Annotated in this window: 17 protein-coding genes; 8 read left to right on the forward strand and 9 right to left on the reverse strand. The window is 69.6% G+C overall.

The window, feature by feature from the left end:
- Positions 1-43: 43 nt before the first annotated feature.
- The 5 genes from VZC37_RS18020 to VZC37_RS18040 all read left to right on the forward strand — a co-directional run bounded on the left by VZC37_RS18020 (position 44) and on the right by VZC37_RS18040 (position 4,010).
- Complete coding sequence (locus VZC37_RS18020) at positions 44-838, forward strand: glycosyltransferase family 2 protein (protein WP_330434236.1); 795 nt, start codon at positions 44-46, stop codon at positions 836-838.
- A complete protein-coding gene (locus tag VZC37_RS18025; RefSeq protein ID WP_330434239.1) occupies positions 835-1,824 on the forward strand; it encodes an acyl-CoA dehydrogenase family protein in 990 nt (329 codons plus the stop codon). The genes VZC37_RS18020 and VZC37_RS18025 overlap by 4 nt, the downstream gene beginning before the upstream one ends.
- The gene (locus tag VZC37_RS18030) at positions 1,815-2,618 is read left to right on the forward strand and encodes a PIG-L deacetylase family protein (RefSeq protein WP_330434241.1); all 804 of its coding nucleotides are present in this window, start codon (positions 1,815-1,817) and stop codon (positions 2,616-2,618) included. Before VZC37_RS18025 ends, VZC37_RS18030 begins: the two co-directional genes overlap by 10 nt.
- Positions 2,615-3,271, forward strand: coding sequence for a class I SAM-dependent DNA methyltransferase (locus VZC37_RS18035; protein ID WP_330434243.1), 657 nt, complete (start codon positions 2,615-2,617; stop codon positions 3,269-3,271). Before VZC37_RS18030 ends, VZC37_RS18035 begins: the two co-directional genes overlap by 4 nt.
- Before the next feature lie 64 nt (positions 3,272-3,335).
- Positions 3,336-4,010 (forward strand): GAF and ANTAR domain-containing protein, encoded by a 675-nt coding sequence (locus tag VZC37_RS18040; protein WP_330434245.1) that lies wholly within the window; start codon positions 3,336-3,338, stop codon positions 4,008-4,010.
- 6 nt (positions 4,011-4,016) lie between these two features.
- Here VZC37_RS18040 and VZC37_RS18045 read toward each other — a convergent pair whose 3' ends face one another.
- The 3 genes from VZC37_RS18045 to VZC37_RS18055 form a co-directional block, all read right to left on the reverse strand.
- Positions 4,017-5,537 (reverse strand): SpoIID/LytB domain-containing protein, encoded by a 1,521-nt coding sequence (locus VZC37_RS18045; RefSeq protein ID WP_431309438.1) that lies wholly within the window; start codon positions 5,535-5,537, stop codon positions 4,017-4,019.
- 254 nt (positions 5,538-5,791) lie between these two features.
- Entirely contained in the window at positions 5,792-6,322 is a 531-nt protein-coding gene (locus tag VZC37_RS18050) for an RNA polymerase sigma factor (protein ID WP_330434456.1), read from the reverse strand.
- A gap of 56 nt (positions 6,323-6,378) precedes the next feature.
- On the reverse strand, positions 6,379-6,747 hold the full coding sequence (locus VZC37_RS18055; RefSeq protein ID WP_330434249.1) for a hypothetical protein: 369 nt from the start codon (positions 6,745-6,747) through the stop codon (positions 6,379-6,381).
- A 232-nt stretch (positions 6,748-6,979) separates the two neighbouring features.
- Here VZC37_RS18055 and VZC37_RS18060 point away from each other — a divergent pair, with 232 nt between their 5' ends.
- Positions 6,980-7,594, forward strand: a complete 615-nt coding sequence (locus VZC37_RS18060; protein ID WP_330434250.1) for a hypothetical protein — start codon at positions 6,980-6,982, stop codon at positions 7,592-7,594.
- 86 nt (positions 7,595-7,680) lie between these two features.
- Here VZC37_RS18060 and VZC37_RS18065 read toward each other — a convergent pair whose 3' ends face one another.
- The 5 genes from VZC37_RS18065 to VZC37_RS18085 form a co-directional block, all read right to left on the reverse strand.
- The gene (locus VZC37_RS18065) at positions 7,681-9,969 is read right to left on the reverse strand and encodes an ATP-binding cassette domain-containing protein (RefSeq protein ID WP_330434459.1); all 2,289 of its coding nucleotides are present in this window, start codon (positions 9,967-9,969) and stop codon (positions 7,681-7,683) included.
- 31 nt (positions 9,970-10,000) lie between these two features.
- A complete protein-coding gene (locus tag VZC37_RS18070) occupies positions 10,001-10,711 on the reverse strand; it encodes a hypothetical protein (protein ID WP_330434252.1) in 711 nt (236 codons plus the stop codon).
- A gap of 121 nt (positions 10,712-10,832) precedes the next feature.
- Complete coding sequence (locus tag VZC37_RS18075) at positions 10,833-12,719, reverse strand: Hsp70 family protein (protein ID WP_330434255.1); 1,887 nt, start codon at positions 12,717-12,719, stop codon at positions 10,833-10,835.
- 27 nt (positions 12,720-12,746) lie between these two features.
- Positions 12,747-14,183 carry a GTPase gene (locus tag VZC37_RS18080; RefSeq protein WP_330434257.1) on the reverse strand — a complete coding sequence of 479 codons (1,437 nt, stop codon included), beginning with the start codon at positions 14,181-14,183 and terminating at the stop codon, positions 12,747-12,749.
- The gene (locus VZC37_RS18085) at positions 14,180-16,009 is read right to left on the reverse strand and encodes a dynamin family protein (RefSeq protein ID WP_330434259.1); all 1,830 of its coding nucleotides are present in this window, start codon (positions 16,007-16,009) and stop codon (positions 14,180-14,182) included. Before VZC37_RS18085 ends, VZC37_RS18080 begins: the two co-directional genes overlap by 4 nt.
- Before the next feature lie 249 nt (positions 16,010-16,258).
- Between VZC37_RS18085 and VZC37_RS18090 the strand changes: the two genes are divergently transcribed.
- Positions 16,259-17,518: a DUF7373 family lipoprotein gene (locus tag VZC37_RS18090; protein ID WP_330434261.1), complete on the forward strand. Its 1,260-nt coding sequence runs from the start codon at positions 16,259-16,261 to the stop codon at positions 17,516-17,518.
- On the opposite strand, the gene VZC37_RS18095 is transcribed toward VZC37_RS18090, so the two are convergent.
- Positions 17,519-18,988, reverse strand: a complete 1,470-nt coding sequence (locus tag VZC37_RS18095; protein WP_330434263.1) for an MFS transporter — start codon at positions 18,986-18,988, stop codon at positions 17,519-17,521. It abuts the gene before it with no gap.
- A 309-nt stretch (positions 18,989-19,297) separates the two neighbouring features.
- Between VZC37_RS18095 and VZC37_RS18100 the strand changes: the two genes are divergently transcribed.
- Positions 19,298-20,923, forward strand: a complete 1,626-nt coding sequence (locus tag VZC37_RS18100; RefSeq protein ID WP_330434265.1) for a peptidoglycan recognition protein family protein — start codon at positions 19,298-19,300, stop codon at positions 20,921-20,923.
- Positions 20,924-20,933: the final 10 nt, after the last annotated feature.

Consider the following 20,933-nt stretch of genomic DNA (forward strand, 5'->3'; position numbering starts at 1 on the left):
CACCCGGGCGCACCCTCCATCGACCGTCGTCAGGGGCCGCCCGGTGTCCAATTCTCTGTCCGATTCGCGCGTTCGTCGCGACCGCTCACCGATCACCCGTGCTGTGGTGGTCGTCCCCGTCCACAACGAGGAACGCCTCCTTCCGTCCTGCCTGGCCGCCCTCGATGTCGCGTCCCGGGTCGTCGCGGACAGCACCCCGGCCGTCGACGTCGAGACGATCGTGGTGCTCGACGCCTGCACCGACGCGTCCTGGCGGGTCGTGTCACCGCACGTCACCACCCTGACCTGCAGCGCACGGTCGGTCGGTGTTGCGCGTCGGGAAGGGTTCGCCCATGCGGCACGGCGAGAGCGGGACGCCGGCTGGGAGGAAGCGACCTGGTTCGCGACCACCGACGCCGACTCCGAGGTGCCTGCGGACTGGTTGGTGACCCATCTCGCGGCCGCCGCGGACGGCGCGGACGCGTTCGTGGGAACCGTCGTCCCGAACGGCTGGGACAGCTGGCCGACGACCGTCGCCGACATGTTCGCCGACCGGTATGTCGCCGACGAGGGCCACCATCACGTCCACGGCGCCAACCTGGGCATGCGTGCCGACGTCTACCGGCGGGTGGGTGGCTTCTCCGCACGTACCGGCGACGAGGACGTCGACATCGTCCGTCGCCTGCTGTCGTCCGGTGCGCGCGTGTGCCGCAGCCCGCGCTCCCCCGTGGCGACCTCGACCCGCCGCGACGGCCGCACCGACGCCGGATTCGCGCACTACCTGCGGCGGCTGGAGATCCTGGCCCGCACGCCCGCGGACCCGCGGGCCATCCCGGAGAACTCGGAGGTGTCCCGATGATGTGCAACGCTCCCGCGCTGGCACAGCGCATCGTGGCCGAGAAGGCCCTCGACACGCCCCTGCCGGGCCGCGGAGAGACGTCACGCCGGCTGCACACCCTCGCCGAGCAGTGCCGCGACGGCATCGCGGTCGGCCGACTCGTCGAGGCCCACCTCGACGCCGACGCCATCCTCGCCGAGATCCTCGGCGAGCGCGTGGCCCCCGGGGACTTCTGGGGAGTGTGGGCCGCCGAGCCACCCGAGCCGACGGTGACTGCGGAGCGTCAGGGCGGCCGGTGGGAGCTCACCGGGGCCAAACCGTGGTGTTCCGGCGTCGCGGCCTGCACGCATGCACTGGTTACCGCCCGCGATGGAGAGCTTCGTCGGCTGTTCGCCGTGGACCTGACCCAGCCGGGCGTGTGGCCGGAGAGGGGCGGCTGGGCCGCCACCGGGATGCGGTCGACCGAGACCGGGACGGCACGTTTCGACCACGCCCCGGCCCGCCCGGTCGGTGCTCCCGGCGACTATCTGAACCGTCCCGGCTTCTGGCACGGCGGGGTCGGGGTGGCCGCCTGCTGGTTCGGCGGGGCCCAGAAGGTGGCGGACACCTTGTACGCGGCTGCCGCGGACCGGTCCGACGACATCACGCTCATGCACGTCGGCGCCGTCGACGCCCTGCTGGCCCAGGGGCAGGCGCTGCTCGACCACGCCGCCGCCGAGATCGACGCCGCCCCGAAAGACGAGGTGATGGCGCGGCGTCTCGCCCATCAGGTGCGGTGGTCGATCGAGCAGGTCGCCACCGGCGTCATCGACCGGGTGAACCGTGCCCTCGGTCCGTCACCGCTGGTGCACGACCGCGAGCACGCGCAGGCGGTTGCCGATCTCGGCATCTACATCCGGCAGTCACATGCCGACCGGGATCTCGTGACGCTCGGGCGGCTCGCCGCACAGGAATGCGCCGCCCGACGAGACGGGTCCGACGGGGCGGGAGAGCAATCATGTCGGTGATCGATCCCGCTGAGCAACCGACCGCTGGGGAGCCGACGAGGGGGCTGCTCGGCACACCGGTGTCGGCGACAGGCACCGGCGAGGACGCCTGGCAGGCCTGGCTCAACGTGTCGAGCCCGTGGCCGGAGCTGACCCTCGACGTCGAGCGGCTGATCGTGTTGGGCGCCCACCCCGACGACGAGGTCCTCGGCGCCGGCGGAATCATGGCCGCCGCCGCGCAGGCCGGCGTCGAGGTGGTCATCGTGTGCATGTCGGATGGCCGGGCGTCGCATCCCGGCTCTCCCACGATGACGCCCGAGCAGCTCGCGGAGCGCCGGCACGTCGAACTCGACACCGCCACCGACCTGCTCGGTGTGGCGCGACCGCGGTGGTGTGGCCTGACCGACGGCGCACTCGCCGAGCAGCACCACACGATGGCCGGGCTCGTCGATGCCGTGATCGATGAGGAACCCGATGCGCGCACCGGCCTGCTGTCGGTGTGGTCACACGACGGTCACCCCGACCACGACGCGGTCGGCCGTAGCGTCGAGGAGGTCGCCCGGCGGCGCGGGCTGCCGCTGTGGATGTACCCCATCTGGATGTGGCACTGGGCGGTTCCCGGCGACTCGACCATCCCGTGGGATCGCTTGCGCGCCCACATGATCGACCCGACGATCCTGGCGATCAAGCACGCCGCGATCGGCGCCTTCGACACGCAGGTCCGGCCCCTGTCCGACGACCCCGCCGACGCGGCGATCCTCCCGCCGCATGTCCTCGCCCACCTCACCCGCACCAGGGAGTTCGTCTTCGCATGACCCAGCCGTCCGGTACCCCGACCCCACAGCCGGCCCCGACCCCGTCGCGCTCCATGCCCGACGGCTACTTCCACACCATGTACGCCCACAGCGACGATCCATGGGGCTTCACGCAGCGGTTCTACGAACGGCGGAAGTACGCGCTGACCCTCGCGGCCCTGTCTGCCGAGCGATATCACCGCGTCTTCGAACCCGGCTGTTCCATCGGGGTGCTCAGTGCCGAGCTCGCCCTGCGCAGCGACCAGCTGGAGTGCCTGGACCTCAGTCCGCGGGCGACGGCGCTGGCCGCCGACCGTCTCGCGGTCTACGGCGACCGGGTCAGCGTGCGGACCGGCGATCTGGTGGCCGACTGGCCCGACGGGCGCTTCGACCTGATCGTCCTCAGTGAGCTGCTGTACTACCTCGACCCGCACGAGGTCGACGGCGTCGTCGAGCGCCTGTCCGATGCCCTGACACCCGACGGCGAGGTGATCGCCGTGCACTGGCGACGCAAGGTGCCCGACTATCCCCAATCCGGCGACGACGTCCACGATCGGCTGATCGCGTCGCCGCTGCATCACGTGGCCGGCTATTCCGACGCCGACCTGCGGCTCGACGTCTTCACCGTCGGTCCCCGACCGTCGGTCGCGCAGCGTGAGAATCTCGTAGGCTGATCTGGTCAGTGGTGCACCCGCCGCAAGGTTGGCGGTGGGCGGAGTTCGGGGCGGAGGAGCAGAGATGAATCAGGAACAGACGACGAGAATGGCGGAGATCGTCCGCGAACTCCGCATCGAGGGCGACGACTCCGACGCCATCCTGCGCCGCATCTCCAAAGCCGCGGTCGCGTCCGTACCGGGCAGCGAGTACGCCAGCGTCACCCTGGTGACGGGCGGCCAGATCGAGACCCCGGTCGTCGTCGGCGACCTGGCAGGCAAATCGGATGCCCTGCAGCGCGAGTTCAGCGAGGGGCCGTGCGTACGGTCGGCCGTCGACGACACCACGATCATCATCGACGACATGCGCCACGAGAGCCGCTGGCCGCGGTACGCCGCGGCGGCGACCGAACTCGGCATCGCGTCGATGGCCTGTTTCTGCCTCTATATCGACGGCCACGACTTCGGCGCACTGAACCTACTGAGCACCACCACTCACGCGTTCGACCCGGATGCGCTGGCGGTGGGGCAGTTGTTCGCCGCGCACTGCGCGAGCGCGTTCTCCGCCGTCCGGGAGAAGGACCAGTTGCTCACCGCGTTGAGTTCGCGCGACATCATCGGGCAGGCCAAGGGCATGATCATGGAGCGCTATCGGGTCGACGCGGACGAGGCGTTCCGACTGTTGGCGCGTCTGTCCCAGGAGAGCAACACCAAGCTGGCGACGGTCGCGCGGCAGATCATCGAGGCGGGGCCGGCGTAACTTCTTTCAGCGCAACCGGTCCCGATCCGGGAAGCCCTTCACCGGCTGACCACCGGCGGCCAAGTAGTCGGCGAGACCTCCGCCGACGAGCGCGTGCGCCCCGGTGGCCGGACTGAAGAACATCATGCCGCGCTGGAAGAGCGCGATGACACCGTTGCCGTCGGGGGTCAGGTTCGGCACCCCGATCGCCTGACCGAGCGGGCCGGTGATGCCGCCGAGTTCGTCGAATCTGCCGTTGATGGCGTCGGTGCCGATCGACAACAACTGTGACGACCCGGGCAGCAGCCGCTCGGGCAGCGCCATCAGGCTCCCGAGATCCAGTGCGCCGCCGGGACTGTCCGGTCCGGTCGGCGGTGTGACGATCCGCGGCTTGAACGCCTGACCCCGCACCGAGAAGAACGACGACTTCAGTTGCAGCCGGGTGCGCGCTTCCTCACCGCTGACCTCGACGGTCCCGCCGGAGCCGACCGCACGCACCTTGATCGCGCGGCCGTTCTCGGCGCCGAGTCCGTTCGCCTCGACGACCTCGAGGGCCCGCAGCGCTCCGACGCCGAAGGCCGATCCGACACTGCCGGCGCTGATCGTCGCGGTCCAGTTGTGGTTCGGCGAAACGGTGTCGCCGTCGTCGCGCACCGCCGGGAAGCGTCCACCCGCGGAGTAGCCGCCGGTGGACGCGGAGAACTCGGTGAACGCGGGTTTGCCGCCCTGCAACAGGATTTGGCCGGCCGTCTCGTCGGCGGCACGGTTGGTCCGAGGGTCCTCACCGGCGACTCCGCCGTAGACCTGGGAGTTCTGGGTGTCGTCGATCCGCTTGCCGCCCGCGATCGCCGCCAGCGCATAGGTGCGGGCCGCCACCGCCTGCGCCTTGAGGGCCTCGAGGCCACCGGAATCGGCCCACCCGGGAACGCTTTCCTTCGGGATCACGCCTTTGACGTAGTCGTCGATGTGGATGCGGTTGGCCGCGCGTCCGCCGTCGAAGCCGAGGGCGCCGCGGTAGGCCTGGTTCGACCCGCAGTACTTCAGGAACTCGGCGGGCGGCCGGCTCGGGCCCATGTTGATCGGTTCGACGAACTGGGCCGGGACCGATCGCACGACACCGCCGCCACATCCGTTGCGGATGGTGGCGGTACCCCCGGACAGGCTGACCGCCTGTCCGGGAGCCACCATTTGGCCACCGACTCGCATCCCGGCGTCCGCGTGCACATTCACCGAGTTCTTCCCGGTCAGGATGACCGAGATCTCGGGCCTGTCCACCTTCCCCGCGGTGGTGCCGCCGTAATAGTGGCGCAAAATCTGTGTCGCCGACCAACCCTTCTGGGCGTAGCCGTACGCGCCCCACTGCCCCATCCCACGACCGTGTCCGTGTCCGTGCCCGATGAGCGTGACCTCGGAACCCGCCGACAACACCACGTCGTCGTGCAGCACCCGCGGAGCCGTCAGCAGACCGCCGACCAGCAGCGCAGGCAGCAGCCCGATCGCGGCGAGCGACAGCGATCGGGTCCTGGCGTGCCGAGGGCGTGCGTTCACCAACGTTCTCGGTACCTTCCGTGGGCGCAGCAGGTGTTACTCGTGTGACTGTTGTGACAGTAGTTAACGATTGTCCGTGGCGTCCAGTCAGGGAGGTAACAACCGCGCATCGAGTTGTGGGACGGCTCGCGGCGGCGGGTAATCACAGAAACCCCATCAGTCGCCAAAGACCTTTCGCCTGCGGAAGGTCTTTGGCGACCGATGGGGTTTCTCGGGGGACGGCAGCGGATCGGACGACCTGCGGGGACGGAGCGCTACGCCGGCATCCGATCGCGCATGATCTCGGCGAGTTGGGTGCGCGCCCGGTTCAGCCGCGACTTCACGGTCTGCACGCCGACACCCTGGTGCACCGCGATGTCGGCGTAGGTCATGTCGCCGAACTCGCGCAGCACGATGGCCTCGCGGAAGTCCTCGGGCAGTTGGGACAGCGCGTCGCGCAACGCATCTCGCAGGGCGAGGCGTTCGTCGAACCGGGGGCCCTCGTCGTCGTCGGAGAGCTGGATCGGCTGCTCGGGATCGGTGAAATCGGTGATCTGCGTGTTGGTCTTGCGGCGCCGGACCACCGACAGCGCGTTGTTGGCGGCGATGCGATGCAGCCAGGTGGAGAAGCGGGCCTCGCCACGGAACTTGTGCAGGTTCTGCCAGGCCGCGACGAGCGTGTTCTGCAGGGCGTCCTCGGCGTCGTGCGGGTTGCCGCAGATGTTGAGGCACACGGCCCACACGTGATTTCGGTGCGCACCGACGATCTCGGCGAAGGCGTGCTGATCGCCTTCGCGCGCCTGCATCAGCAGCGCCGCCTCGTCGGTCACGTCCACCAGCCCATCACATCCCCCAACCCACGTCAGAGATCGTAGTGGTCGTCGTCGGGTTGGTCGCCCGCATCGGGGATGTGCTCACCGGCGCCATCCGAACTGCCTTCGATATCCAGGTCGGCATCGCGGTACTCGGTGTCACCAGTGTCGTCGTCGAGCGCGGGTGACGCGTGTGTGTCCCCCTGCTCGTTGTCCACCGCGGGCTCGACGACGATCTCGTCGTCGTCACCTTCCGCCGGCGGCGTGTCGTCCATGTCGGGAACGGTGTCGGGGTCGGCGGTCGCCGACGGATCGAATGCGGCCTGCATCGCGCCGTTCCAGACGTCGTCGGGCGGCGGGGGTGCGGTGGCGGGGTCGATGCCGAGCGTAGCCAGGATGGACGGCTCCTCCTCGTGCATGTGCTGCCCTCCGATCGGATGAATCCGGTGTCGCCACCTCGTGGTGGCCGGTCCCTTATGTGATGCTACGGCCCGACCAGTTTGTTCCTCCGCACAACCGCCGGTCATCTCCGTGATTCGCCGTCGCCGAGATCCGCGGTCTGAACCTCCGGGAACATTTCCACCACCCGGGTACATCAGACGAACGACAGGCTCGACCACACCGACCAGAAAGGCCATTCCGATGCGCTCCATGAACCAGAACCCCACCGGCCAGAACCCGACCGCTCAGCAGGACCCGACCTCGTCCAACCCGACCGCTCAGCAGGACCCGACCTCACAGCAGGATTCCGTCCGCTACACCACCGACGCCGAGGGCAACGACATCGCGGTGCACTACGACGCCGCCGGCAACGTCTCGCTGGTCCAGGCCGACACCGACGGCGACGGCCGGTACGACACCGCGGCCGCGACCGCCGCCGACGGCACCACGATCGTGGCCCACGACGAGGACGGCGACGGCCGCGCCGACACCATCGCCCACGTGGACCAGAGCGGCGATCTGACCCGCGTCGACACCGTCGAGGACGGCCAGATCGTGGCGACCACCCTCGACCAGAGTGGCGACGGCCGGCCGGACACCGTTCTCGAGGACACCGACCGCGACGGCGTCTACGACCGGATCTCCTACGACCGGGACGGGGACGGTCGCGTCGACTACGTCGCCGTCGACTCCGACAGCGACGGCGAGCTCGACACCTTCGCCGCCGACAACGACGGCGACGGTCAGGCCGACGCCTACTCGGGCCCGGACGGTTCCTACGGCGGCGACCAGGGCGGCTACGGCTCCGACGACAGCGTCCTCTGACACGCCCCACTCCCCTTCCACACCCCGCTCGTCCCCCGGGTACCTTCCCCGGGGGACGAACTTTGTTGTGCGCCTGCGGAAATCCGTCAGCGGCGGCGGTCGAGCTGCAGGCGTGAGGCGGTATAGACGACGAGGATCGTCGCGATCAGCAGCAGTGCGCTGTAGGCGAGCACCACGTTGGAGCCGGTGGGCTCCCAGAGTGCGGCGCCGTCGGTCTGTGGTGCCAGCGGCGAAATCCTGTTGAGGTCGACCGCACTCGCCGCGCCCGCATAGCCCCAGTACGACGGAAACAGCCACGACAACTGGGCGAGGACCGGGGCGGACAGCCGGAACAGCCCGCCGCAGAACACCAGTTGCGCGAGCACCAACACCACCAGCGGCGGCATCGTCTGTTCGACCGAGGAGACCGTCGCCGAGACGGCAAGCCCCACAATGGCGCTCACGCAGGCGAGTGCGGCCACCGCACAGAACAACCCCAGCGGCGCCGCACCCGGCACCCCGGAGGACGGAATTCCCTTGCCGGCGAACGTGATGGCCATCATGACGGCGGTCTGCGCGACGGCGACACCGGAGAAGACGGTGATCTTCGCGGCCAGATAGGCACCCGGCCGCAGACCGACCGCACGTTCCCGCTCGAAGATGTCGCGCTCACCGACGAGGTCCCGGATGGTCAGCGCGGTTCCCATGAACGTCGCTCCCACCACGAGGATCACCAGGATCTGCAGCGCCTCGCCGGCGGTCTCGGTCGTCTCGTTGACGCCGAAACCACTCGAGCCGGGGATGATCAGCGTCAGCAGGCCCAGCACCACCGGTAGCAGCCCGAGGAACGCCAGGTACCCGGGATCGGCGACGATAAGTCGTAGCTGACGGCGGATCACGGTGCTGCACTGCTCGATTGCGGTTGCCTGCGGCGCGCACACCACCGCCCCGGTACGCCGGCGGACCGGGACCGACGGGGCGCGGTGCGTGCGATCGAGGTGCTGTTGGTGAGCGAGGCCGGGATGTGCGGCGACGAACGCGAAGATCTCCGCCCAGTCCGCGCTGCCCATCGCGGCGGGCACCTCGTCGGGCCGTCCGACGAACGCGGTGCGGCCGCCGGGGGCCAGCAGCAGCACCTGGTCGCACATCGCGAGATGGGTCAGGGAGTGCGTCACCACCAGCACCACGCGTCCGGCGTCGGCGAGACGTCGCAGCGCACCCATCACCTGCCGGTCCAGCGCCGGATCGAGGCCCGAGGTCGGTTCGTCGAGGATGAGCAACGACGGCCCCGTGAGCAGTTCCATCGCCATCGACGCACGCTTACGCTGACCGCCGGACAGGTTGTCGACGCGGGTGTCGAGATGCTCGGTGAGGTGCAGTTCGGCGAGGACACCGGCGATCACCCGATCGCGGTCGCCGTCCGACAGGTCGGGCGGCAGCCGCAGTTCGGCGGCGTACCCGAGCGCCTCCCGCAAGGTCAGCCGGCGATGCAGGACATCGTTCTGGGGGACCATCCCGATCCGGGTGTGCAGGGCGTCGTACTCGCCGTGCACGTCGCGGCCCTCGAACGTGACGAGACCCGCCGATGGGGTGGACAGGCCCGCGACGACCCGGGACACCGTCGACTTGCCGGCGCCGGACGGACCGATCACCGCGGTCAGTGTCCCTGGGCGCGCGGTGAATTCGATGTCGCGTAGCAGTGTGGTGCCGCCGTCGACGGTCAGGCCGATGCCGTGCACGTGCAGTCCGTCGGAGGCGGCGGTCGGCATCTGCCCGCGCACCAGGACATCGCCGCGGACCACGAAATCGCTGTTGCCGATGGTGATCACCGAATCGTCGGCCAGCCAGGCCCGCGCGGTGCGGTGGCCGTCGACGTAGGTTCCGTTGCTGCTCGCGAGGTCTTCGATCAGCAGTTGCCCGTCGGGCTGCGCGACGATCCGGGCGTGCCGTCGGGAGGCGAGCATGTCGTCGACGACGACGTCGTTGTCGGGGGTGCGGCCGATCGTGAGAATGCCGTGCAGGGTGATCGCGGTGCCGTGGTCGTCGTGGCGCATCGGCATCAGATGCGGGGCGCCGTGCAGCCGCCGCGGCTCCGGATCGTCATCGGTGAGGGTGATGCACAGGGTCGGCCCGTCGTCGGGGTCGCCGAGCCGGATCTGCGTGGACGCGGTCACGAGGATCTCGGTGACCGCGACGCCGGCCGCGAAGGCCGGCGTCGCCGGATCGTCGGCGGTGACCCACCAACTGTTCGTGCGCCATTCGATGCTCAGATGTTGGTCGGCGACCAGCGGGTGGTCGACGACGACATCGTTGTCCGGTGCCGCCCCGACCGTCAGCGCAGGTTCGTCACCCAGCCCGTGGACGGCGTCCCCCACGGTGACGGTTCCGCGGATCATAGTGGTCATCACGTGGGTGATCCGCGGCGGTTCAGAATGCGTCGGGGGCGTCGAGCGTGGCGTCGTCGCGCCCGGTGTCGTAGGCGGTGGCGTCGTAGGCAGTGCTGTCGTCGTCGGCGGCGGCGCCTGCGTCCGCGGTGGCGTCTGCGTCCGCGGTGGCGGAGTCCATGTCCTCGGGCGCGGTGTCGCCGGCCGATCCGGTGTAGCTGACGCTGTCGGCCTGTCCGTCGCCGTCGGTGTCGGTCACCACGGTGTCCGGCGATCCGTCGTTGTCGGCGTCCATCACGATGGTCTCGTACCCGCCGTCGCGGTCGGTGTCGACGAGCTGCACGTCGAGGTTGCCGTCGCCGTCGACGTCGATCGCCGACGACACGATCTGTCCGTCCTCGATGTGATTGATCTGCATGACGTCGCCGGTCTCCGACAGCTGCGCCACCACGTCGGCGGAACCGTCGTCGTCGGAGTCGGATTCGACGATGGTGGTGCCGTCCGGGCCGCCGTAGACGAGGGTGTCGAAGGTGCCGTTGTCGTCGGTGTCGGCTTCGACCAGCACGACGTTGCCGTTGTCGTCGAGGTAGGTGTTGATCGGGGTGCCCTCGGCGGTGGTGCCGTGCACCACGTCGGCGTTACCGTCGCGGTCGATGTCGACGGCGCTGTGCGTGGTGCCCTGTGCGGCGTTGTCGGGTGCCGTGCTCTCGGTGGTGGGGGTGCTGGTGCCGGGGGTACTGGTGCTGTCGGACATCGCTGCTGCCTTTCGTCGTCCCCCGCTCGGCGAGGGCGTCTGCTGTTGTCGGGGATCAGACGCAGGCAGCAGCCGCAGATGTTCCCGCCGGGACGGAACGCCCAGTCAGGACATGAGGCAGTCAGGACATGAGACCCGAGCGGGTCAGGAAGGTCCGACCGTCTTCCACCGAGGCGACGCCGAATACCTTGAGGTTCAGGCCGGACGACGTGTTGGCGTAGTCGATCTTGTAGTCCGAGGTGGCCGGTCGGGGCGCGATGTCGGCTGCCGACACCCGGTTGGCATCCTCCACCAGCTCGCCGTCGCCGTTCGAGAAGATGCCGTTGCGGATGTCGACGATCATGCTGTCTGCCTCGTTGTCGTCGACGTGGAACATGATGAAGTAGCTGAGCGCATCGGGACTCCCGAGTTCGGCCAGCGAACCGTCGTCGGCGATGTCGCACATCATCTCGACCGCGTCGTTCTGGTTGAACCCCGTCTTGCGGCAGTTGTCGACGGATGCCTGCAGCGGGCCCGGCAGGGCCGCCATCAGATCGGCGTCGTCGGTGAGGATGCGGCCTCCGTCCTTGCCGGTCTCCCCTGCCGCGGTCTCCCCTGCCCCGGTCCCCTCGGCACCCGTCCCGCCCGCGGGGCTCGACTCCGCGGCGATGTCGGGATTCGGGTCCTCGTCGCCGGACGTCATCAGCGCGACGGCCCCGGCACCGATGCCGACCACCGCGACCACACCGACGGCGACTGCGGCGACCCGTCCCCACCGTCGTCCGCTCTTCTTCGGCCCGGACGAGGGGCCGGTCTGCTGCGGGCGAGGTGGTTGGGGCCCCGGCGGGCGGGGGCCCGAGGGGGGTGGGCTCGATGCCGGGGGCGGCATGAGGTCGGCGGCTCCGGGAACCGGGGTCGGCCGCTCATTCGTCCGTGGCGTCGCCTCGGCGATCGCGGTGACCAGAGCGCCTTGTGCGACAACGGTCTTCGGGTCGTCGAGAGTGGCCACCGGGCCGAGTTCGTTGAGGCGTTGCTGGATCAGCGGGATACGTGAGGAGCCACCCGTGAGGTACAGCGCGGTCAGTTGCGTGGGGTGGGTGATGCCCGCGTCGTACAGGGCGGCGCGGGTCAGTTGGATGGCCTGTCCGACCGCGGGGCCGATGAGTTCGTCGAACTCGTCGCGGGTGATCTGCAGGGTGGTCCGGCCGGTCGGGGTGGGCACCGTGATGGTGGCCGACGGCGCCTCCGACAGCAGTTCTTTCGCGTGCCGGATCGAATCCTGCAGACTCTGGACGACGTCGACGGGAGCCTCGCGGTTCAGCCAGTTCGCGAGATCCGGGTCGCGGTCGGCGACCCGGTCGGACACCCAACGGCCGATCACCGCGTCCAGATTCTTGCCGCCGAGGCCGTTGTCGCCGCGGGCCGCGATCACCTCGAACGAGTTGTGGGCCGTCACCGTGAGCACCGCGATGTCCAGTGTGCCGCCGCCGAAGTCGAACACGGCGATCCGCGCGCCCGGCTGCATCGCGTGTGACCGCGAGTAGTGGGCGGCCGCGGCGCGCGGTTCGGAGATGGTGGTGATCCGCGACGGGTGGATTCCGGCTGCGGCCGCGGCGTCGATGAGTACGCGGATCTGCTGATGGGCCCACGCTTCCGGATGGGTGAGCACCACCTGGGCCGGGGGCGCACCCGCGTGGGCTGCCTTGCCGCGGGCCAGGATCGCCCCGATCACGGCCGACACCAACGCATAGGTCGGCATCGTCTGCCCGTTGACGGTGCTGGTCGGGTCGGCCCCGATCAGCCGTTTGGGGGATGCCACGAACCCCGCCGGATTCTGTTGTGCGGCATTGATGGCCGCGTCACCCACGGTGATCCCACCGGGCCCGGCGACGTACACCGCCGACGGCATGAGGTTGCTGGTGTGCGACAACGACAAGGTCTCGATCCCGCCGCTGGTGGCGCCGGAATGCGCTGCGGCAGAGTTGGACGTACCGAAATCGATGGCCAGTGTCCAGGCGGCGAATGTCATGGGTGCGGGTCCTCGTTCACGTGGGGATCAGCGAGGTGCAGCGGTCAGGGAGGTGTAGGTCCGGATCAGCGTGACGATGGCGGCGTCCTCCGCGGCGGAACCGGTGGCCAGGGACCGTTGCTGGGCGGCGGCGAGCCGGCGCGCCGCCTCCGCCGAAACAGCGTGTGCGGGTGCGTTGTCGGGCAGTCCGAGACGTCCGGCGGGCGTGGTGGCGGTGAGCACGGTGCGCAGTTCGTCGGTGACCGCGGCCCGCGGGTCGGTGCGCAACATCCGCTGGTAGTCCTCGAGGACGGTCACCATGTGCAGGGCCGGCGCCGAGCGTAGCTGCGCCGCCAAGGACCGGATGCGGTCGCGGGCCGGGTGGGTGAACGCCAATTGGTCGAGCCGGGCGAGGATCCGGTGGGCACGGTGCAGGATCGCGAAACGCGTGGTGGAGGCGTCCAGCGCGCGCATCAGCCCGCCGATGCCGGACCGATCGGTGAGCCAGGCGTTGAGTGCGGCCGCTCCGCCGGCGGCGATCTCGCGTCCGTTGAGCACGCCGTATTCGCCGAGCAGCGCCAGCAGTTGGATGCGGGTCGCCAGCGGCAGGACCTCGTCGGCGTCGTCGGCGTCGAAGGTGCGGATCACCTCCAGCGTGGGCATGCCCCGCAGCCGGGCGAGTGCGGCCGCGTGCTGCTCGGTCAGCATGCCGGTGTGGCTGGTCTGCGCCATCAGACCAGAGATCGGAACCACCGCATTGACCGTCTCCGTCAGCTGCTGCGCCATGCGGGCCGCGTGTTCCGTGGCGTGCCCGAGCGGGTCGCGCCGACCCAGGGCCCCTTCGCCGAACGAATCCGCGCGGGAGAGCACCCCGAGCATGTTCAACGGTGTGAACGGCAGCTGCGAGAGAAACTCGATCTCGTCGGTGCGGGGTGCGGCGTCGAACAGGAACACCGCGGCGTCGGCGTCGATCGAGGCGGTGCGGGTCTGTTCGAAACCGTCGATCATCGCGCGGCGGGTGGCGGCGTCGTTGGCGACGGTCAGCGTCGACAGGCCCGGGGTGTCGATGAGGGTCAGCCGCCGCAACGCAGCCGACGGCAGCCACCGGTCCACGAACGCGATGTCCGGGGTGGCCAGCGGCAGCGGCAGGCGCTGCTGGTGATGACCGACCGCCATCGGATGCCGCCGGCCGTCCACCCCGACGACCTCGGCGCGCGACGGCGAACCGTCCTGGTAGACGGTGACGGTGTTGGTGGCCTCCAGCGCCGCCGTCTCCGCCACCGGCGCCCCGATCAGCGCGTTGACCAGCGTGGATTTGCCGGCCTTGAGTCGCCCGACGATCACGACACGCGGCGGCGACCACAGGATGGTGCCGATCGAGTTCGCATGCGCCGCAAGGTCGCCGCCGAGCGCGGCGAGCTGATGCAGGCCGCGGTCGAGAGTGGCGTGGACGGGATCGGGCCGGCCGGGATCCGGGTGAGTCACGACCGGCCACCCGCCATCAGTTGTTCGGCCGCCGCGATCCGCTTGTCGACGATCTGCAGGTTCGTCGTGAGCCGCTGAGTCGATTTCTCCCGCGCCGCGGCGTCGGCCGACGCGGCCTTCTGCACCTCGTTGATCGTCTTCTGCAGCTGTTCGATGTTGGTCCGGAGGTAGTCGCGGTAGCGGATGATGATCTCCGGGCGCGATTGGGCCACCGCACTTTCCAGCAGCCGGCCGGTGGCGCCCTTGGTGGTGGCGATGGTCTCGCGCAGCCACGTCAGCAGGTTGGTCTTGCCGGCGCGGATCGCCCGGAAGCTCAGATTCACACCCACCCACACGGTGCCGACCACCAGGCCGACACCCATCAGCGCGGAGAGCCCGAGCAGACCGCCCAACGACGACCCGCCGACGACGCCCATGGTCAGCAGGGTCGGGTCGAGCAGGCCGTGTCGCTTGCTGCCCACCTGATGGGTCTCGATCCGCTTGTCCTGCATGGACGCGACGATGCGGGTGCTGAGTTCCTCCCACACCGTCGGATCGTCGGCGAACCGCGGGGCGATGATCTCGTCGTGCAGGCGCTGCAGGAAGGTCGACAACGTCTCCGCCATCGCCAATTGCAGGTCGGTCTGCATGTCGGCGGTGAACTTCTGCGCGCTGCGCCGCAGGACCGCCATGCCGTGGGTGTTCACGTAGTTCGTCCACTTGTCGCGGATGTCGTCGAGCCGGCGTTCGAGGTCGTCCACCGCCGACTGCCGCAGCAGCGTCAGGTCGCGGGCGAGGTACTGCTCCCATTGCCGCGACTGTTCCTGCAGATCCGACAGTCGTTCCATGTCCGCGGTGAGGTCGGGCAGCGCGGCCGCGCCCTCCTGGACGGCGTCGAGTTCCCTGCTGACCTTCGCCCGCACCACCCGCAGTCCCTCCAGACAGGTCCGGACCGCGTCGAGATGCGGCAGTTCGGCGGCAGCGTCGAGGCGGCGGACGATCTCCGCACGCAGCGCGGTGATCCCGCTGTCGTTCTCCAAGCGCGCCCGGATCGCCGGGTCGGGTGCGTCGGCGGCGACCACCGCGAGGAGGCTGGAGACGCCCAGCACGGTGACCGGCCGGGCGAGCTGCGCGGCGAGGATCTGCTCGTTCTCGGCGACGATCTCACGCCACCGCCGCAGGTTCTTGTCGGTCTTGGTCACCACCACGATCACCGAGTCCACCGTGGCCGTCGACTCGCGCACGAACGCCATCTCCGGCGCGGTGAGCGGCGACGACGCATCGCACACGAGAACCAGCACACAGGCCTGTTCGGCGGACTGCGCGGCGAGACGGGCCAGCCCGGAGTCGAGGCCGCCGACGCCGGGGGTGTCGACCAGGGTGAGGTTGTCGATCCGGGCGTCGCGGACGGCCACGGCGGCGGCGGTGGGTAGTTCCTCGACGCGCGGATCGCAGACCTTGTCACCCGTCGTGGTGACCCACTGCGGAACCTCACCGGCGTCGATGCGGCGGGCGCCGGTGGGGAAGAACAGTTCGGCGACCGTCGCGGATCCGAGGTCGGGATCCGGGGTCACGCTCAGTGCGACCGACGATGTCACGTCGACGCCGACAGGACACAGATCCCTGTGCCCGACAATCGCATTCACCAGCGAGCTCTTGCCGCGCTGCACTTCGCCGACGACCACGACAGTGCGTTCCTGCACGTCGCGGTTCAGCTTGGCGACGGCGACGTCGGCGAGGGCGTCCATCTGGTAGGCGCGCAGCACTTTCACCGCGCCGTCGACGACCGAGGCGGCGTCCGACGACGCGGATCGGGGGGCCGCTGCCTGCGGTGCGGACTCACCCATCGAAGACATTCCCCCGGTCGTCGTACGTCACGGAATCAGCAGAGCACGGTTCTCCGGCGTCCGCCGGGCCCGTAGTCTACCGAGATGAATTGTGCGCTGGTCATTCCTTCGGTGCACTAATCTGCAACCCGGACACCGGATGCGCTGCCGGGGAACATCGCGCCGCGGCCGACGCGTCGAATGAGCATGACAACCGTGAACGGCCGATCCGACACCCGGGGCCGCCGTGTGGCGAGAGGGAGCTGGCAGATGAAGCGTGTACCGACGGCTGCGCGGTGGCTGGGGGTGGTCGCCGCGGCTGTGGCACTCGCCGGCTGCACCGTCGAGGGAACGCCGACGACGACCGGCGCCGAGGGCTCGGCGGCCGAGCCGTCCATCGACATCGCCGCCCTGGACACCGGCGCCTACCCGACCGAGCCGCGGGCGGAGTTCGGCACGGCGACCGAGGAGAACATCCTGCAGATCGAGGGGCAGCGGATGGCGCAGTTCGTCGTCGTGCCGTTCGAGATCGACGCGGACCTCACCAAGAGCGGCATCCCGACCATGGTGATCTCCACGCGGGGCAACCTTCGTCTGGTCTTCTCACCCGAGGTGGCCGACGTCCCTGCCAACCGGTCGATGCTCGGCGGTTACGTGTCCACCGCCTCCACGCCCGACGAGAACCTGCGGGCCGGTAACAAGCGCAGTCTCAACAACATGGTGCTGCGCTATCAGACGGCTGACGATGCCGAGGCCGCCGCACGGCAGATGGCGGCGGCCGCCGCCGACACCGGCAACACACGGCCGACGACGCTGCCGGGATTACCGGGCACCCTCGTCGTCCGCACGAACAGCGGCGGCGACCGGCAGATCCTGGCGTTCACGCCGCGCGACACCTACGTGCTCTATCAGTGGTACGAGACGACCCCGGAGCAGCAGGACTTGCTGGAACCGACGATCCGCAAGGCGATCGGCCTGCAGGGACCGCTGATCGACCGGTTCCCCGCCACCCCCACCCGTGCGGAGGCCGCGGCGCAGGGCATCACCGGATCGAGCGCACCGCAGATCGACCAGGACCACGTACTCATCTACGCGCTGCCCTACACCGACGATGAGTTGGCGGACGCGGAGACCGGGGTGCCGGGCGGCAGCGTCCGCGCGGTCTACGGTCCACGCGGGATGGCCCACACGAGTAGCGATCCGGTGACCGACTACAACGTGCTCACCGAAACCGGTTCCACCGCGAACGCCGTCGAACGCTCCACCGTGTATCGAGCGGAGACGTCCGACGGCGGACGGCAGATCGTCGAGGCCTTCCTTTCTTCCAACCGCAATCAGGGGTGGGAGGACATCGACAGCCCGCCAGGGTTGCCGATCGCCACCTGCCAGTCGAAGGAGCGGTTCTTCTACTGCCTGGTGCAGGACGGCCGCTACGTCGCCTCGGTGTCGTCGCCGAGCCCTCAGGACGCCTACCAGCAGATATCCGCGCAGTACGTCATCCTGACGAAGGCCGATCAGCAGGCCGAATGATCAGCCGGCGGGTTGTGCGGCCGGTGCACTGGCCGGCGCGTCGGCTGGGGCGTCGGCGTGCATCGACCGGTCCTTGGTCTCCACGATGACCAGGGTGCACACCACGCTGACCGCCGAGAGCGCCGCCAGCATCACGCCGACCCAGATCGCACCCGGACCCGCGATGAGCGGCGCGGCGATCAGCGGCGGAATCGCGCCGCCGAAGATGCCCGCGAGGTTGTAGCCCATTCCGGCGCCGGTGTAGCGGTAGCGCGCCTCGAACAACTCGGGCAGCAACGCTCCGGCCGGGCCGTAGGCGATCCCGAAGATCAGCAGCGTGCCCAGCAGGCCGATGAGGAAGGCCAGACCGCCGCCCGTTTCCAGGATCGGGAACAGCACCAGCGCCCACGGCACGGCGAGCGCGCACGACGTCATGATCACACGGCGCCGGCCGATCCGGTCCGACCAGATCGCCGACGCGGCGGTGGACAGTCCGAAGACCACCGCGGCCGCCATACCCGAGGTCAGCACGAAGGTGCGCGAGAGCTCGAGGGTCTTGGTGCCGTAGTTCGTCAGGAACGCCGTGCCCATGTAGAAGAGGGAGAACAAGCTGGCCAGCGCGCCGCCGGCGATCAGGATCTCCTTCCACTGGTGACGGACGGCGTCACCGAACGGCAGGACCGCCTGGGCATCCGTTCCGTGGGCCTCCGTTCTGTGGGCCTCGGTGCGCTGGATCTCCTGGGCACGCTGGGTCTCCCGGAACACCGGGGTCTCGGCGACCGCGAGGCGCACCCACAGACCCACCGCGACGAGCGCGAACGACAGGATGAACGGAATGCGCCAGCCGTAGTCGAGGAACGCCGAGCTCGCTTCGCCCAGTGTCAGATTGGCGATCAGGAAGGTGAGGCTGGACAAGAAGAATGCGAATGCCGGCCCCAGCTGCGGGAACATCGCGTACAGCCCGCGTTTGCCCTCGGGGGCGTACTCCGCGGTCAGCAGGGTCGCGCCCGCCCATTCACCACCGACCGCGAAGCCCTGCAGGAAACGCAGGGCGACGAGCAAGATCGGCGCGAGGATGCCGATGCCCGATTCGGCGAAGCCGAACACACCGGTCTCGTAGCCCGGCAGCAGACCGATCGCCACGGTCGCCAGACCCATGATGAGCAGCGTCCAGACGAGGGTGCGTTTGCGCCCGATGCGGTCGCCGAAGTGCCCGAACAGCACGGCGCCGACGGGGCGCGCGAAGAAGGCGACGGCGAAGGTCGCGAACGAGGCGATCGTGGCGGTCACGTCGTCGGCGGCCGGGAAGAAGATGGTCGGGAACACCAGCGCGGCGGCCGTGCCGTAGATGAAGAAGTCGTAGAACTCGATGGTGGTGCCGATCGAGCTCGCGGCGGCGACGCGTCGCAGGCTCGTTCGGGGTGGCGCGGTAGTGGCCGGTTCCGGATCTCTCGGGACCGGCGAGGTCGGTGCTGTCGGGGTCGTCGTCATGAATTGTCCTTGCTCTCAAGAGAGTTGGATCTCGAACAGGAACGAGGCGAGTCGGCCTCGGCGCCCCTCGGCTCTGGCTCGAGGTAGATCACATCTGCTACGAACTGAGGGGTAGATCACACTCTGAAGAGGGTCGGGCGAATCCGGCACCCCCCGAAGAGGGGGACGGCGTGAACTCGGACGATTCGTGAACTCACACAGAACTCACGCTTCACAACGGCCACACTAGATAACAACTACATCACGGGTTGCTGAGAAGCGGCGCGCGCCGTCGTCGTGGTGCGGAGTCGGCCAGCACGATGGCGAACCATGCGCCGAGTTCGTCCCAACGCCCGTCCCAGGCCGTCGTTCGTTCTCGCGACGATCGCCGCCGCCATCGTCGCGAGCCCGTTCGCGATCATCGTCACCGGCTCGGACCCGCGCCCCACCGACAATCATCGCGAGGTCCCGCCGACCACCATCGATCAGATCGGCCTCGCCGATGTGCCGTCGGTGGTGGTCGACATCGCCGAGTCGGGTCTCGCCGCGGCGGGTCTGCGGTTGCCCGAGATCGACCCGACGGCCTTCGATCTGCCCAGCGTGCCGCAACCGTCGCAGCCGGCGGCACCCCCACCACCACCTGACGCGGACGAGGAGCCCGACTCCGATCCGGCGCCCACGTCCGAACCCGCACCTTCGCCCGCACCCCGGCCCACGCCCAAGGAACCGCGGGCAGATCGGGCACCCGACGCGAAGGGGAAACCCGCACCATCCGCGCCACCCGCGCCGCCACGGATGGCGGACGGCCGGGAGGTCGGCGCTGCGGTGAAGCACATCGTCCGCGACGAGCCGCTGAAGATGGTCGCGTTCACCTGGGACCGTGCCGTCGACGCGTCGATGATGATGCGGGCCAAGGAGAAGGACGGGTCGTGGGGCGAGTGGATGACACTCGACCCGGTGGACGAGATGCACCCGGTGTCGGCGGAGCATCCGATGGGCACCGAACCGGTGTGGGTGGGTGACGCCAAGGAGGTCCAGGTCGCGGTCACCGACGAGGGTCTGGCGATCCCGGCGGCCGAGCCGCAGGGCGGCGGCGTTGCCGAGTTGGGCATCGGGTCGGCGAGCACGATCGTCACCGAGCTGGTGACTACGGCCCTGTCGGCGTTGTCGGCGAACCTGATCAGCCCCGAGGGGCTGCTGTCGCTCGGATCGTCGTTGCTGACCCCGCTGCTGGGTGGCCCGTCGGTGGTCGGACGCGCCCAGTGGGGTGCCGACGAATCCGCCCGCTGTTCGCAGCCGCAGTACTCGCCGACCGCGCGGGCGGCGATCGTGCACCACACCGCCGGCAGCAACGACTACACACCCGAGCAGTCGGCCGAGATCGTGCGCGGCATCTACGCGTATCACGCACGCACCCTGAACTGGTGCGACATCGGCTACAACGTGCTCGTCGACAAGTACGGACAGATCTTCGAGGGCGCGTTCGGCGGGCTCGACCAGAACGTGCAGGGCACGCACACCGGCGGATTCAACAAAGACACGATCGGCATCTCGATGATCGGCAACCTGGACGAGATGGTGCCGCCGCCGGCGATGGTGAACTCGGTGGCGAACTTCCTGCGGTGGCGCCTCGGCAAGGCAGGCATCAACGCCAACGCGACCGCCCAGCTGACCGCGGAACCGTTCAGCGGCAGCAAGTTCCCGGCCGGTGCCGTCACCAATCTCCCGACCATCAGCGGCCACCGCGACTACAACAGCACCAGTTGCCCGGGTCAGCACGGCTACGCCGCACTCGGGCCGATCCGTGCGATGGTTGGCGGCGCACCGCCTCCGGCCCCACCGCAGGAGGCACCGCCGCAGGAGCAACCGGCCCCACCGCCTCCCGCGGAACCCGCGCCCGCACCGCCGCCTGCCGAGCCGGCGCCGCCGGCACCCGCTCCGCCGCCGGCTGCCTGAGAACAGGAGC

This window comes from Gordonia sesuvii, from assembly GCF_036350415.1.
In the GTDB taxonomy this organism is placed as follows: domain Bacteria; phylum Actinomycetota; class Actinomycetes; order Mycobacteriales; family Mycobacteriaceae; genus Gordonia; species Gordonia sesuvii.

Excerpts from the sequence above, each read along its gene's own strand:
- VZC37_RS18025 (WP_330434239.1), top strand. The coding sequence starts at position 835 with ATGATGTGCAACGCTCCCGCGCTGGCACAGCGCATCGTGGCCGAGAAG.
- VZC37_RS18030 (WP_330434241.1), top strand. The coding sequence starts at position 1,815 with ATGTCGGTGATCGATCCCGCTGAGCAACCGACCGCTGGGGAGCCGACG.
- VZC37_RS18035 (WP_330434243.1), top strand. The coding sequence starts at position 2,615 with ATGACCCAGCCGTCCGGTACCCCGACCCCACAGCCGGCCCCGACCCCG.
- VZC37_RS18040 (WP_330434245.1), top strand. The coding sequence starts at position 3,336 with ATGAATCAGGAACAGACGACGAGAATGGCGGAGATCGTCCGCGAACTC.
- VZC37_RS18050 (WP_330434456.1), bottom strand. The coding sequence starts at position 6,322 with ATGCAGGCGCGCGAAGGCGATCAGCACGCCTTCGCCGAGATCGTCGGT.
- VZC37_RS18055 (WP_330434249.1), bottom strand. The coding sequence starts at position 6,747 with ATGCACGAGGAGGAGCCGTCCATCCTGGCTACGCTCGGCATCGACCCC.
- VZC37_RS18060 (WP_330434250.1), top strand. The coding sequence starts at position 6,980 with ATGAACCAGAACCCCACCGGCCAGAACCCGACCGCTCAGCAGGACCCG.
- VZC37_RS18065 (WP_330434459.1), bottom strand. The coding sequence starts at position 9,969 with ATGATCCGCGGAACCGTCACCGTGGGGGACGCCGTCCACGGGCTGGGT.
- VZC37_RS18070 (WP_330434252.1), bottom strand. The coding sequence starts at position 10,711 with ATGTCCGACAGCACCAGTACCCCCGGCACCAGCACCCCCACCACCGAG.
- VZC37_RS18075 (WP_330434255.1), bottom strand. The coding sequence starts at position 12,719 with ATGACATTCGCCGCCTGGACACTGGCCATCGATTTCGGTACGTCCAAC.
- VZC37_RS18085 (WP_330434259.1), bottom strand. The coding sequence starts at position 16,009 with ATGGGTGAGTCCGCACCGCAGGCAGCGGCCCCCCGATCCGCGTCGTCG.
- VZC37_RS18090 (WP_330434261.1), top strand. The coding sequence starts at position 16,259 with ATGAAGCGTGTACCGACGGCTGCGCGGTGGCTGGGGGTGGTCGCCGCG.
- VZC37_RS18095 (WP_330434263.1), bottom strand. The coding sequence starts at position 18,988 with ATGACGACGACCCCGACAGCACCGACCTCGCCGGTCCCGAGAGATCCG.
- VZC37_RS18100 (WP_330434265.1), top strand. The coding sequence starts at position 19,298 with ATGCGCCGAGTTCGTCCCAACGCCCGTCCCAGGCCGTCGTTCGTTCTC.